We start from the raw sequence: 13,067 nt of genomic DNA, 5'->3' as shown, positions 1-13,067 counted from the left end.
GGCCGTCCACGTCCTCGCCGCCGTCCTGGTCGTCGGCGCCCTCCTGATGCCGAACACCGCTCCGTCCCTGCGCCCGGGCGGCTTCACGCGCATTCCCGCCGAGGCGATCGTCGGCGCCGTCGTGCTGCTCGCCCTGCCCCGCCGGCCGCGCGTCGCCGTGGCCGCGCTGTACGGGGCGGCCATCGGCGTGCTGACCGTGCTGAACCTGCTGGACATCGGGTTCTACGAGTATCTGGGCCGTGGCTTCAACCTCGTCCTCGACTGGGGTCTGCTCGACGACGCCCAGGCCTACATCGAGGACTCGATGGGCCGGGCGGCGGCCGTCGCCGCGGCCGTCGGCGCGGTCCTCCTCGTCCTGCTGCTCGTCGTCGTCATGGCGCTGGCCACCGTCCGGCTGGGCAATCTGCTGGCCCGGCACCGGAACCGCGCCACCCAGGGCGCGCTGATCGCGGGCACCGTGTGGATCACCTGCACCGCGCTCGGCGTGCAGATCGCCGGACTGCCGGTCGCCGCCGACCGGGCCGCCGAGACCGCGCAGGGCCAGACGGAGCGCGTGCTGGACACCCTGCGCGACGAGGCGGCGTTCGCGAAGGAGGCGCGGCAGGACTCCTTCGGGGCCACTCCCCCCGACCAGCTCGTGCCGGACCTGCGTGGCAAGGACGTCGTCCTCGCCTTCATCGAGAGCTACGGCCGCAGCGCCCTGGAGGACCCGCTGATGGCCCCCGGGGTCATCGACACCCTCGACACCCGCACGTCCGCGCTGGCGCGGGCCGGCTACCGGGCGCGCAGCGGCTGGCTCACCTCGGCGACGTACGGCGGCAGCAGCTGGCTCGGCCACTCCACCACCCTGTCCGGCCTGTGGATCGACAACCAGCAGCGCTACCGCACCGCCACCAACAGCGACCGCCTCACTCTCACCAAGGCGTTCCAGAAGACCGGCGCCTGGGACACCGTCGGCATCATGCCCGGTGTGCAGAAGGCCTGGCCGGAGGCGGAGTGGTACGGCCTCGACAGGGTCTACGACGCCTTCGAACTGGGCTACCGCGGGCCGAAGTTCAGCTGGTCGACCATGCCGGACCAGTACGCCCTGGAGGCGTATCAGCGGCTGGAGCACGGCAGGGGACACGACCGGCCGCTGATGTCGGAGATCATCCTCACCTCCAGCCACCAGCCCTGGGCGCCGATCCCCGAGATGGTCGACTGGGAGGACCTCGGCGACGGTTCGGTCTTCGACGCGATCCAGAAGGCGGGGAAGGACTCGTCCGACGTCATCGCCGACGCCGACGAGTCCAAGGAGGAGTACGGCAGGTCCGTCCAGTACTCGGTCGACGCCCTCACCCAGTGGCTGGAGCGCTACGGCACCGACGACACCGTGCTGGTCTTCCTCGGCGACCACCAGCCCATCGCCCGGGTCAGCGGCCACGGCGCCGACCGGGACGTGCCGGTGACGGTCGTCGCCAGGGACCCGGCGGTGCTGGAGAAGATCGAGGACTGGAACTGGACCGAGGGGCTCCGGCCGGCGAAGGACGCGCCCGTGTGGAGGATGGACGCCTTCCGCGACCGCTTCCTGAGGGCGTACGGCTCCGTCCCGCACCCCACCGGGAACAAGGACTGATCAGCCGCCGGAGGTGTCGAGTTCCGCTTCCTCGCCGACACCCGCGCAGTCGTGGGGGTCCTTCAGCCAGCCGTCCGGCAGCACCACCCGGTTGTTGCCGGACGTACGGCCGCGGGGGCCGTCGGCGCCGGTGGGCCAGGGCTGGTCCAGGTCGAGCTCGTCGAGTCCGGCCCGCAGGTCCTCCAGGGAGGAGGTGATCGCGAGCCGCCCCCGCATCTCGGAGCCGACCGCGAACCCCTTCAGGTACCAGGCGACATGCTTACGGAAGTCGATCACGCCGCGGGACTCGTCACCGATCCACTCACCGAGCAGCGTGGCGTGCCGGACCATGATGCCGGCCACCTCGCGGAGCGTGGGCCGCGCCAGGGCGTCGGCGCGCCCCTCGAAGGCCGCGACCAGATCCGCGAACAGCCACGGCCTCCCCAGGCAGCCCCGGCCCACGACCACCCCGTCGCAGCCCGTCTCGCGCACCATCCGCAGCGCGTCCCCGGCCGACCAGATGTCGCCGTTGCCGAGTACCGGGATCTCCGGCACGTGCTCCTTCAGCCGGGCGATGGCGTCCCAGTCGGCGGTGCCGCCGTAGTGCTGGGCGGCGGTGCGGCCGTGCAGCGCGATGGCGGTCACGCCCTCCTCGACGGCGATCCGGCCGGCGTCCAGGTAGGTCAGGTGGTCGTCGTCGATGCCCTTGCGCATCTTCATCGTCACCGGCAGCTCACCGGCGCCGCTGACCGCCTCGCGCAGGATGGACCGCAGCAGGTTCCGCTTGTACGGGAGGGCCGAGCCGCCGCCCTTGCGGGTCACCTTGGGGACCGGGCAGCCGAAGTTGAGGTCGATGTGGTCGGCGAGGCCCTCCTCCGCGATCATGCGGACGGCCTTGCCGACGGTGACCGGGTCGACTCCGTACAGCTGGATGGAGCGCGGCTGCTCGGTCGCGTCGAACCGGATCAGCTGCATGGTCTTCTCGTTGCGCTCGACCAGCGCCCGGGTGGTGATCATCTCGCTGACGAACAGGCCCTTGCCGCCACTGAACTCACGGCACAGCGTGCGGAACGGCGCGTTGGTGATCCCGGCCATGGGGGCGAGGACGACGGGCGGCTGCACCGCGTGCGGTCCGATGGGCAGGACGGTGTTCACGGTCGGCGAGGGCGTGGGCATTCCCTCATTGTCCCGCATGCCGCGGGGTGCCCGGCACGACGATCCCGTCACGGCCGTCGGCCGGCGGTCGCCTCCCGCGCCCCCGGTCGCGGAATTCCCTTCGCGGGAGCACCCGTTGATGTTGCTCTTGCTGCACACTCCTTGTCGTCCCCGAACCGGGGCACAAGAACGGCAACACCCACACGCGAACCGCCGGAGGCGTCATGCCGCAGATCGACACCAGCAGGGTCAGCCGCTGGGACCTGCACGGCCGGGAGCACACCGTGCACGTACAGCGCACCGGCGTGCAGCGCACGCTCAGATGTGACACCTGCGGCTGGCGCAGAGGCGCCCAGTTCCTGCCGTGGCTCAAGGCTCAGGAGCACCTGGCGGAGGCCCACCAGGCGACGGTGGACCCGACCGCGGCGTGAACGCGCCGCCCACCGGCACCAGAACGCCCACCCTCCAGCCGGACGGGTCGGATGGAGGGTGGGCGGAGGCCCGGGGATCCAGGGGGCGGAGCCCCCTGGTGCGGCACCTACGACGAACGTCAGCAGCCGATCAGCCGGGAGGCGAGGTACCCCTCGATCTGGTCGAGAGACACCCGCTCCTGCTTCATGGTGTCGCGCTCGCGCACGGTCACCGCGTTGTCGTCCAGCGTGTCGAAGTCGACCGTGACGCAGAACGGCGTACCGATCTCGTCCTGGCGGCGGTAGCGGCGGCCGATCGCGCCGGCGTCGTCGAACTCGATGTTCCAGTTCTGCCGCAGCGCCTGGGCGAGCCCCTTCGCCTTCGGCGACAGCTCGGCGTTGCGGGAGAGCGGGAGCACGGCCACCTTCACCGGAGCGAGGCGGTGGTCGAGCCGCAGCACGGTCCGCTTCTCCAGCTTGCCCTTGGCGTTGGGCGCCTCGTCCTCGATGTAGGCGTCGAGCAGGAAGGCGAGCATGGCCCGGCCGACACCGGCCGCCGGCTCGATGACGTACGGCGTCCAGCGCTCCTGGGCCTCCTGGTCGAAGTAGGAGAGGTCCTGGCCGGAGGCCTTGGAGTGCGCGCCGAGGTCGTAGTCGGTGCGGTTGGCGACGCCCTCCAGCTCACCCCACTCGCTGCCGCCGAACTGGAAGCGGTACTCGATGTCGGCGGTGCGCTTGGAGTAGTGGGAGAGCTTCTCCTTCGGGTGGTCGTACCACCGCATGTTCTCCTCGCGCAGGCCGAGACCGGTGTACCAGTTCCAGCGCTGCTCCATCCAGTACTCCTGCCACGCCTCGTCCTCGCCCGGCTTGACGAAGAACTCCATCTCCATCTGCTCGAACTCGCGGGTGCGGAAGATGAAGTTGCCGGGCGTGATCTCGTTGCGGAAGGACTTGCCCATCTGGGCGATGCCGAACGGCGGCTTGCGGCGCGAAGTGGTCTGCACCTGGGCGAAGTTGGTGAAGATGCCCTGGGCGGTCTCGGGACGCAGGTAGGCGACGGAGCCGGAGTCCTGGGTCGGGCCGAGGTGGGTGGAGAGCAGACCCGAGAACTGCTTGGGCTCGGTGAAGGTGCCCTTGTTGCCGCAGTTGGGGCAGTTGAGGTCGGTCAGACCGTTCTCCGGGGCGTGGCCCTTCTTCTCCTCGTAGGCCTCCTCCAGGTGGTCCGCGCGGAACCGCTTGTGGCAGGAGGTGCACTCGGTCAGCGGGTCCGTGAAGGTCGCGACGTGACCGGACGCGACCCACACCTCCGGGGCCAGGATCACGGACGAGTCGATACCGACCACGTCCTCGCGCGCGGTGACCATGTAGCGCCACCACTGGCGCTTCAGGTTCTCCTTGAGCTCGACACCCAGCGGTCCGTAGTCCCAGGCGGCCTTCGTGCCACCGTAGATCTCACTACTGGGGAAAACGAAGCCACGGCGCTTGCTCAGGCTGACGATGGTGTCGATCTTGTCGGCGGCCACGGTGCTCTCTTCATTACGACGACGGTGACTGACTGGTGCGGCGCGAAGCGCCTCGATGGGGGGTGGTGGTCGGGAGACGGGCGGGCGAAGCGAGATTGCTTCCAGCGAAGCACTCAGGCTACCGGCGCGCCCTGCCCCGCGACCAATTCGGTGCCCCTTACATGCCCTCACGTGCCTTGTTGACAACGGTTTCCATATTAGTTGAAAATGAGTGTCATGAACGTACGACGACACCACATATCCGCGGCCGCCCTGGCCGCGGTCACCGCCCTCGGTCTCGGCACCCTCACCGCCTGCTCCTCCGACAGCACCGCCGCGGGCAACACCGACAAGTTCGACGTCGTCGCGTCGTTCTACCCGATGGCCTTCCTCGCCGAGCAGATCGGCGGCGAGCACGTCAGCGTCACCAGTCTCACCCAGCCCGGCCAGGAGCCGCACGACCTGGAGATCAGCGCCAAGCAGACCGCGCAGCTCCAGGAGTCCGACGCGGCCCTCTACCTCAAGGGGCTCCAGCCCACCGTCGACGAGGCCATCGGCCAGTCCGAGGTCGGGACGAAGATCGACGCGGCCACCCTGACCTCCCTGGAGTCGCACGCCGCCGAAGCCGGCGGCCACGAGGACGAGCACGCCGATGAGCACGCGGACGAACACGCGGACGAGCACACGGACGAGCACTCCGCCGAGGAGGAGCACGGTCACGAGCACGAGGACGGCCAGGACCCCCACGTCTGGCTCGACCCGGTCAAGTACGCCGAGGTCGCCGAGGGAGTCGGCAAGGCCTTCGAGAAGGCCGACCCCGACCACGCCGCCGACTACAAGAAGAACACCGAGGCCCTGGTCGGCAAGCTGAACGCCCTGGACGAGGAGTTCGAGGCCGGCCTCGCGGGCAAGAAGAACAGCGTCTTCATCACCACGCACGCCGCCTTCGGCCACCTCGCCGAGCGCTACGGCCTGACCGAGGAGTCCATCAGCGGCCTCGACCCCGAGTCGGAGCCCAGCGGCGCCCGCGTGAAGGAACTCCAGAAGACCGCGAAGGCCGACGGCGTCACCACCGTCTTCTACGAGACGCTCGTCAGTGACAGGACCGCCAAGACCCTCGCCGCCGACGCCGGACTCAAGACCGACGTCCTCGACCCCCTCGAGGGCATCACGGACAAGTCCCGCGGCGACGACTACTTCCAGGTCATGGAAGCCAACCTCGAGGCCCTGCAGACGGCCCTGGGCGCCAAGTGAGCGACGGACCGACGGAGGACGGCATGACGACCGAGCCCGTCATCTCCCTGCGCGGCGTCCGCGCCGAGCTGGGCTCCCGCCCCGTCCTGCGCGGCATCGACCTCACCGTGCACCGCGGTGAGGTCGTCGCCCTGCTCGGCGCCAACGGCTCCGGCAAGTCGACGGCCGTACGCGGTGTCATCGGGCAGGTGCCGGTCACCGCCGGCGAGATCGAGCTGTTCGGCACCCCGCGGCACCGGTTCCGCGACTGGGCGCGGGTGGGCTACGTCCCGCAGCGCACCACCGCCGCCGGCGGCGTGCCCGCCACGGTCGCCGAGGTCGTCTCCTCCGGCCGCCTCGCCCGCACCCGCTTCGGCCTCTTCCGCAAGGCCGACCGGGAAGCCGTACGTCATGCCCTGCACCTGGTCGGCATGGCGGACCGTGCCAAGGACTCCGTGGACGCCCTCTCCGGCGGACAGCACCAGCGGGTCCTGATCGCCCGCGCGCTCGCCGCCGCACCCGACCTGCTGATCATGGACGAGCCGATGGCGGGCGTGGACCTGGCCAGCCAGGAGGTCCTCGCCGAGACCCTCAGGCACCAGGTCTCCGAGGGCGCCACCGTCCTCCTCGTCCTGCACGAACTGGGTCCGCTGGAGCCCTTGATCGACCGGGCGGTCGTGCTGCGCGACGGCTGCGTCGTGCACGACGGGCCGCCCCCGAAGGCCGTCGGCCAGCACGCCCTGCCGGGCCACGACCACGTACACCCGCACGCCCCCGCGGGCGCCGAACCGATCCGCACAGGACTGCTCATCTGATGGACATCCTCGACTACGCCTTCATGCAGCGGGCGCTGCTCGCCGCCGTCCTGGTCGGCATCACCGCCCCCGCCGTCGGTATCTACCTCGTCCAGCGCCGCCAGGCCCTCATGGGCGACGGCATCGGCCACGTCGCCATGACCGGCGTCGGACTCGGCTTCCTGCTCAGCTGGTCCCCGGTGTGGATGGCGGCCCTGGTCTCCGTCCTCGGCGCCGTCCTCATGGAACTGGTCCGCTGGTACGCCAAGACCCGCGGCGACATCGCCCTCGCGATGCTCTTCTACGGCGGCATGGCCGGCGGCGTGATGCTCATCAACCTCGCCCCCGGCGGCTCCACCGGCAACCTCTCCTCGTTCCTCTTCGGCTCCCTGTCCACGGTCTCCGAGTCCGACGTCACCGCGATCTGCCTGCTGGCCGCCTTCGTGATCCTGGTCACCGTGGGCCTGCGCAAGCAGCTCTTCGCGGTCAGCCAGGACGAGGAGTTCGCCCGGGTGACGGGCCTGCCGGTGCGGTTCCTGAACCTGCTCACGGCGGTCACGGCGGCCGTCACCGTCTCCGTCGCGATGCGCGTGGTCGGCCTGCTGCTGGTGAGCGCGCTCATGGTGGTGCCGGTGGCGGCGGCCCAGCAGCTCACCCGGAGCTTCGCCGCCACGTTCGCCATCGCCGTCGCGATCGGTGTGAGCGTGGCCATCGGCGGCACGGCCACCTCGTACTACCAGGACGTGCCGCCCGGTGCGACGATCGTGCTGCTGACCATCGGCGCGTTCATCGTGCTGACCGCGCTGGCCACCCCGCTGGCCCGCCGCCGCGCCCGGGCCCTGGCCGCCGCACAACCGGGCGACGATCCGGCGGAGTGCGCGATTCCGGCCGGCCGCACAGCCGGCGACGGGGTCGGCGCCTGACTGGCCTCCGCCCGGGCTGGCACAATGGCCCGGGCAGAGGCCAGATGCGAGGAGGGAACCCCGTGACGACCGCAGGACCGCCCGTGAAGGGCCGCTCCACCCGGCAGCGTGCCGCCGTGGCAGCGTGCCTTCAGGAGGTCGACGAGTTCCGCAGCGCGCAGGAGCTCCACGACATGCTCAAGCACAAGGGCGACTCGGTCGGGCTCACCACGGTCTACCGCACCCTGCAGTCCCTCGCCGACGCCGGCGAGGTCGACGTCCTGCGCACGGCCGACGGCGAGTCCGTCTACCGCCGCTGCTCCACCGGCGACCATCACCACCACCTGGTCTGCCGAAGCTGCGGCAAGGCGGTCGAGGTCGAGGGCCCGGCGGTGGAGAAGTGGGCGGAAGCCATCGCGTCGGAACACGGCTACGTCAACGTGGCCCACACGGTGGAGATCTTCGGCACCTGCGCGGACTGCGCCGCGGCGTAGCCCCGCCCGGACGGCAACCCCCGCACCACCACGGCCGGCCGGCCGCGCCGCGCGCCCGCGTACGGCGCGGGACAACCCTCAGACCCGAGCAAGGTGCCGGTCGAGCAGAACCCGCAAGCGCCGAAGATCCTCCTCACCGCCCAGCCCGCGCTTGGGTTCGACCTGCACCACCGGAAGACCCGGGTCGCGGCTGAGCAGCACCACGTGCTCGGGAGTCTCCCGGTAGCCGCGGAACAGCGTCCAGCGCTGCACCACCGTCGTGTACTCGTTCTCGACCGTGATCCCGGCATCGGTCACGGTGACGCGGTACTCGCCCTGCCACGAGACGGCCCGGAACACCTGGCCGGCCTGGATACGGGGCGTGCCCCAGACCAGGGCCGCGGTCAGCAGCAGGAGCCCGGTCAGCACCGCGGCGTCCGCCCCTGCGAGCGCGGTGAACGCGGCGAATCCGGCCAACAGCACGACGAACATCCACCGCACCGGCGCCAGCCCGCGCACACGGGCACGGACCTGGATGCCCTGGAGGATGTCGGTGCGCGTCGGCCGGTAGGCCAGCTCCACGACGTCGGTGCCGCTGTCCTCGATCATGTCCCGCCCCTGGTGATCCATGGGGCGGAACCCTGACGTCCCGGGTCCCGGCGTCAGCCGTCGGGCTGCGTACCCTCCATGGCCAGCAGCTCCTCGTTCGGGATCGCCCCGCCGAACCGCCGGTCCCGGGACGCGAATTCGAGACACGCCCGCCACAGGTCACGCCGGTCGAAGTCCGGCCACAGCACGTCCTGGAAGACCATCTCCGCGTACGCGCTCTGCCACAGCAGGTAGTTGGACGTACGCTGCTCACCGCTCGGCCGCAGGAACAGGTCCACGTCCGGCATGTCCGGGTAGTACATGTACCTCTGCAGCGTCTTCTCGTTGACCTTCGACGGATCGAGCCGCCCGGCCCGCACGTCCTCCGCCAGCGCCTGAGCGGCGTCCGCGATCTCCGCGCGCCCGCCGTAGTTCATGCAGAAGTACAGGGTCAGCCTGTCGTTGTCCTTCGTCTGCTCCTGGGCGATCTGCAGCTCCTTGGCCACCGACTTCCACAGTTTGGGCATCCGCCCGACCCACCGCACGCGGATCCCCAGCTCGTCCAGCTGGTCACGCGTCTTGCGGATGAAGTCCCGGTTGAAGTTCATCAGGAAGCGCACCTCGTCGGGCGAGCGCTTCCAGTTCTCGGTGGAGAAGGCGTACAGCGAGATGGCGCCCACCCCCATCTCCACCCCGCCCTGGAGGACGTCCAGCACCCGCTCGGCGCCGACCTTGTGCCCCTCGGTGCGCGGCAGACCGCGCTCCTTCGCCCAGCGCCCGTTGCCGTCCATGACGATCGCCACATGCTTCGGGACCAGCTCCCCGGGGATCTTCGGGGGCCGCGCGCCGGACGGGTGCGGTTCCGGCGTCCTGTACTCCCGGCGCTGCCGCCCCAGGAACCCGCGTACGGCCATGTGTCTCTCGTCTCCTCGTGCTTACTTTTCGACGTACCTCAGCGAGCGCAGCCCGCGCTCCAGATGCCAGTGCAGGTACGCGGACACCAGCCCGCTCCCCTCCCGGACGTACCGCGCCTCGCACGCGTCCGCGGTCTCCCAGTCTCCCGTAAGCAGCGCCGCGAGGAGTTCCAGGGCCTGCGGGGAGGGTACGACGCTGCCCGGCACCCGGCAGTCGGGGCAGACGGAACCGCCCGACGCGACCGAGAAGAACCGGTTCGGTCCCGGCATCCCGCACTTCGCGCAGTCGGTGAAGCTGGGCGCGTACCCGTTGACGGCGAGGGAGCGCAGCAGGAACGCGTCGAGCACGAGATGCGGCGCGTGCTCGCCCCTCGCCAGGGTCCGCAGCGCGCCCACCAGCAGCAGATACTGCTGCACCGCCGGCTCCCCCTCGTGGTCGGTGAAGCGCTCGGCCGTCTCCAGCATGGCCGTCCCGGCGGTGTAGCGCCCGTAGTCCGTCACGATCCCGCCGCCGTACGGCGCGATCGTCTCGCTCTGCGTGCACAGCGGCAGGCCGCGCCCGATCAGCTCGCTCCCCTTGGAGAAGAACTGCACGTCCACGTGCGAGAAGGGCTCGAGGCGCGCGCCGAACTTCGACTTCGTCCGGCGCACACCCCTCGCCACGGCGCGTACCCGTCCGTGACCCCGCGTGAGCAAGGTGATGATCCGGTCCGCCTCACCCAGCTTCTGGGTGCGCAGCACGATGCCGTCGTCGCGGAACAGACTCATGGCATCCATTGTCGCCTACGCTCAGGGCACCTCCCCGCGACTGCGGGCATTGGCGTACGCCGTCGCCGTGCGCAGCCGCTCGGCGGGGGTCGCGTGCCGGACGACTCCGGGGTCGGCGTCCCACTCCCGGCCGCCGCCGTACGGTCTCAGCTGGACGTAGGGCCCCTCATGCCCCATGACGATGCCGATCCGCTCGGTCCCGGTGTCCACGACGTACGCGCCGACGGGCGGTTTCACCGCAGCACCGCCGCCGCGATCCGCCGCGCGGTCTCCACGGAGCACCGTCCCAGTTCGATCAGCGGACAGGGTGCCTCCCGCGCAAGACTCACCGGGTCCAGCCCCAGTGACGGCAGCGTAATTCCTGCCTTCGCGAGTGCCGCCCGCAAATCCTCCACCACTTCCTCCGCTTCCTCGACGCAGTGCACCGCGTGTTGTGCCGTCACTTTGATTCCCCTCACCTTCGACTTTCACTCTTCGTACCCCAAGAGTGACGCTCCGTGCCTACACTCGGAAGGGGTTTGCGCCCTACAAGTGCGGCGCTGCACAAAGGGGTTAACAATGGCCAACGGTTCGCGCCAGGCGGCATGGGAGTTCTTCGGGGCGGAGCTGAAGCGACGCCGGGAGGACGCGGGGTTCACGCAGGTGGAGCTGGGGACGAGGGCCTTCGCCTCGGGCGGCTACATCGGCCAGTTCGAACAGGCCATCCGCAAACCCCAATTGGACGTGGCCCAGCGGATCGGCGAGGCACTGCAAAGCGACGGTATTTTCGAGCGGCTGTGCAGGAAGCTGATTGACGACCGGCGGTACGCGCATTACTTCGCCAAGGCGGCGGAGTTGGAGACACTGGCGATCAGTATCTGCGAGTTCGCGCACGCGTTGGTACCAGGCCTCTTGCAGACACCGGCCTATGCGAGGGCGGTCACCCTGGCCATGAATCCCTTCGCCTCCGATGGGTTCATCGACGAGAAGGTGTCGGGGCGCATGGAACGCGGACGCATCCTCACGGACGCAACTCGGCCGAAGTATTGGGCGATCCTGCACGAGAACGTGCTGCGGATTCCAGTCGGCGGGGAGGCCGTGATGGCCGAGCAACTTGAGCACATCGCGACGCTCGCGCGCGAGCGGACAGTGGCGGTGCAGGTGCTGCCGTACACGGCTGGTGGGTACGCCGTGATGACCGGAGATCTCCGGCTCATGGAGTTCGAGGACGCGCCGCCAACGTGACTGTTTACGGCCGTCCGTGACCTGCGGTGACGTGGTGCGGGGCAGTCGCGATGGTCGAGTAGATTGATCTTGTGACCTCCGAGCAGCCGCCGCCGTCGTACAACGAGCTGGCCGGTCTGATCGTGGAGCTGAGGCTGGTAGCAGCCGCGCAGGCCGCGACGATTGAGCGACGTGAAGCACGGATCGTCGAGCAGGACGCTGAGATCGCGGAGTTGAAGCGGCGGCTGGCCGCTGATTGGCGCAACTCCTCCAAGCCGCCGTCCAGTGACGGGCTGGACAAGAGGCCCGCACCGAAGTCGCTGCGCAAGGCGTCGGGGCGTCGGCCGGGCCGGGCCAAGGGCGATCCCGGTGGCCGGCTGGAGCAGGTCACCGACCCGGACGTGATAGTCGATCATCATCCGGCCGCGTGCGGCAGCTGTGGCGGTGGTCTGTCCGATGCGTCGGGTTCGGGCTTCCGGGCCCGGCAGGTCTTCGATCTGCCCGAGATCCGCCCCCAGGTGACCGAGCACCGGCTGCACCGGGCGGTGTGCGGTTGCGGGTACACCACCACGGCGACGGCTCCGGACCTGCCCACGGCGGCCGCCGTGTACGGACCCGGCGTCCGAGCCGCGATCGCCTGCCTGTCGGCCTATCAGCACCTGCCGGCCCAACGCCTCGCCGAGGCCATGGACTGCCTGTTCAGCCTGCCGGTCTCCACCGGCACCGTCCTGTCCGTCCCGGCTCGCGCCCACGACGGGCTCGGGTCCTTCGAGGCCCAGGTCAAGGACCACCTGGCCACGGTGCCGGTCGCGCACGCGGACGAGTCCGGGGTACGGGTCGCGGGGAAACTGCACTGGCTGCACGTGATGTGCACCCACCTGGTCACCTTCTACGGCATCCACCACCAGCGCGGCCGGGCGGCCATGGACGACCTCGGCGTCCTGCCCGGCTTCACCGGCACCCTGGTCACCGATGCCCTGGCCCCCTACACGGTCTACGGCGACGCGCAGGCCCTGTGCGGGGCGCACGTGCTGCGTGAACCCATTGCCGTGACCGAGGACACCCGCCATGACCCCGCCTGGGCCCAGGCGATGATCGATGTCCTGGTCGAGGCGAAGGACGCAGTCGCCGACGCTGTGGCCACCGGGCACGACGCCCTGGACGCCGAGACGTCGGCCGGTTTCCAGGACCGCTACCGGCAGGCAGCGTTGTGCGGCATCGCCGCCAACCCCTACGCCGGCACCGGCCCCCGCTCCAAGGCCAGGGCTCTGGCCATGCGCCTGCGGGACCGCACCACCATGTACCAGCGGTACATGGTCGGCTTCAGTGTCCCGTTCGACAACAACCAGGCCGAACGCGACCTACGGATGATCAAGGTGCAACAGAAGGTCTCCGGGGCCTGGCGGACCCTGACCGGCGCAAGGCGCTTCGCCCGGATCCGCGCCCACATCTCCACCGTCCGCACACACGGCATCAGCCCCCTCACCGCCCTGCGCGACCTCTTCGCCGGACGGCCATGGATGCTGCCCGC

14 protein-coding genes and 1 pseudogene are annotated in these 13,067 nt (G+C 70.2%); 8 read left to right on the top strand and 7 right to left on the bottom strand.

The genetic code is table 11. The annotated features are described in order from the left end of the window. On the top strand, nt 1–1,615 hold a 1,615-nt coding region (locus B9S61_RS36570), incomplete at its 5' end, for a CDP-alcohol phosphatidyltransferase (protein WP_308457816.1). Here B9S61_RS36570 and dusB read toward each other — a convergent pair. Then, entirely contained in the window at nt 1,616–2,770 is a 1,155-nt protein-coding gene (dusB, locus tag B9S61_RS36565; RefSeq protein ID WP_103546027.1) for a tRNA dihydrouridine synthase DusB, read from the bottom strand. Nucleotides 2,771–2,973: 203 nt separating this feature from the next. Between dusB and B9S61_RS36560 the strand changes: the two genes are divergently transcribed. Then, nucleotides 2,974–3,180, top strand: a complete 207-nt coding sequence (locus B9S61_RS36560) for a hypothetical protein (RefSeq protein WP_103546026.1) — start codon at nt 2,974–2,976, stop codon at nt 3,178–3,180. A 119-nt stretch (nt 3,181–3,299) separates the two neighbouring features. Here B9S61_RS36560 and B9S61_RS36555 read toward each other — a convergent pair whose 3' ends face one another. Beyond that, nucleotides 3,300–4,682 carry a glycine--tRNA ligase gene (locus tag B9S61_RS36555; protein ID WP_103546025.1) on the bottom strand — a complete coding sequence of 461 codons (1,383 nt, stop codon included), beginning with the start codon at nt 4,680–4,682 and terminating at the stop codon, nt 3,300–3,302. Between the two features lie 216 nt (nt 4,683–4,898). Between B9S61_RS36555 and B9S61_RS36550 the strand changes: the two genes are divergently transcribed. The 4 genes from B9S61_RS36550 to B9S61_RS36535 all read left to right on the top strand — a co-directional run bounded on the left by B9S61_RS36550 (nt 4,899) and on the right by B9S61_RS36535 (nt 8,084). Beyond that, entirely contained in the window at nt 4,899–5,915 is a 1,017-nt protein-coding gene (locus tag B9S61_RS36550; protein ID WP_103546024.1) for a metal ABC transporter substrate-binding protein, read from the top strand. A gap of 23 nt (nt 5,916–5,938) precedes the next feature. Beyond that, nucleotides 5,939–6,709, top strand: coding sequence for a metal ABC transporter ATP-binding protein (locus B9S61_RS36545; RefSeq protein ID WP_103546023.1), 771 nt, complete (start codon nt 5,939–5,941; stop codon nt 6,707–6,709). Then, nucleotides 6,709–7,611 carry a metal ABC transporter permease gene (locus B9S61_RS36540; protein WP_103546022.1) on the top strand — a complete coding sequence of 301 codons (903 nt, stop codon included), beginning with the start codon at nt 6,709–6,711 and terminating at the stop codon, nt 7,609–7,611. Before B9S61_RS36545 ends, B9S61_RS36540 begins: the two co-directional genes overlap by 1 nt. A gap of 62 nt (nt 7,612–7,673) precedes the next feature. Beyond that, nucleotides 7,674–8,084, top strand: coding sequence for a Fur family transcriptional regulator (locus B9S61_RS36535; protein WP_103546021.1), 411 nt, complete (start codon nt 7,674–7,676; stop codon nt 8,082–8,084). A gap of 78 nt (nt 8,085–8,162) precedes the next feature. On the opposite strand, the gene B9S61_RS36530 is transcribed toward B9S61_RS36535, so the two are convergent. The 5 genes from B9S61_RS36530 to B9S61_RS36510 are packed head-to-tail and all read right to left on the bottom strand — an operon-like array spanning nt 8,163 to nt 10,776. Next, nucleotides 8,163–8,693, bottom strand: coding sequence for a YcxB family protein (locus tag B9S61_RS36530; protein ID WP_258040052.1), 531 nt, complete (start codon nt 8,691–8,693; stop codon nt 8,163–8,165). Between the two features lie 32 nt (nt 8,694–8,725). Beyond that, on the bottom strand, nt 8,726–9,565 hold the full coding sequence (locus B9S61_RS36525; protein ID WP_103546020.1) for an isoprenyl transferase: 840 nt from the start codon (nt 9,563–9,565) through the stop codon (nt 8,726–8,728). Nucleotides 9,566–9,586: 21 nt separating this feature from the next. Continuing rightward, nucleotides 9,587–10,333: a DNA repair protein RecO gene (gene recO / locus B9S61_RS36520; RefSeq protein WP_181007701.1), complete on the bottom strand. Its 747-nt coding sequence runs from the start codon at nt 10,331–10,333 to the stop codon at nt 9,587–9,589. 21 nt (nt 10,334–10,354) lie between these two features. Then, entirely contained in the window at nt 10,355–10,570 is a 216-nt protein-coding gene (locus tag B9S61_RS36515) for a hypothetical protein (RefSeq protein WP_103546018.1), read from the bottom strand. Then, entirely contained in the window at nt 10,567–10,776 is a 210-nt protein-coding gene (locus tag B9S61_RS36510; protein ID WP_103546017.1) for a hypothetical protein, read from the bottom strand. The genes B9S61_RS36515 and B9S61_RS36510 overlap by 4 nt, the downstream gene beginning before the upstream one ends. Nucleotides 10,777–10,891: 115 nt before the next feature. On the opposite strand from B9S61_RS36510, the pseudogene B9S61_RS36505 reads away from it, so the two are divergent. Both B9S61_RS36505 and B9S61_RS36500 read left to right on the top strand, forming a co-directional pair. Then, nucleotides 10,892–11,551, top strand: a pseudogene (locus B9S61_RS36505) (helix-turn-helix domain-containing protein); the annotation flags it as partial. Between the two features lie 77 nt (nt 11,552–11,628). Further along, nucleotides 11,629–13,067, top strand: a 1,439-nt coding sequence (locus B9S61_RS36500) for an IS66 family transposase (protein ID WP_103545032.1), incomplete at its 3' end; no start/stop codon positions are given.

The sequence above is a fragment of the Streptomyces sp. SM1 genome (genome assembly GCF_002910825.1).
In the GTDB taxonomy this organism is placed as follows: domain Bacteria; phylum Actinomycetota; class Actinomycetes; order Streptomycetales; family Streptomycetaceae; genus Streptomyces; species Streptomyces okerensis.
Note: the sequence above shows the minus strand (reverse complement) of the source record. Positions and strands in the feature narration are given on the sequence as shown.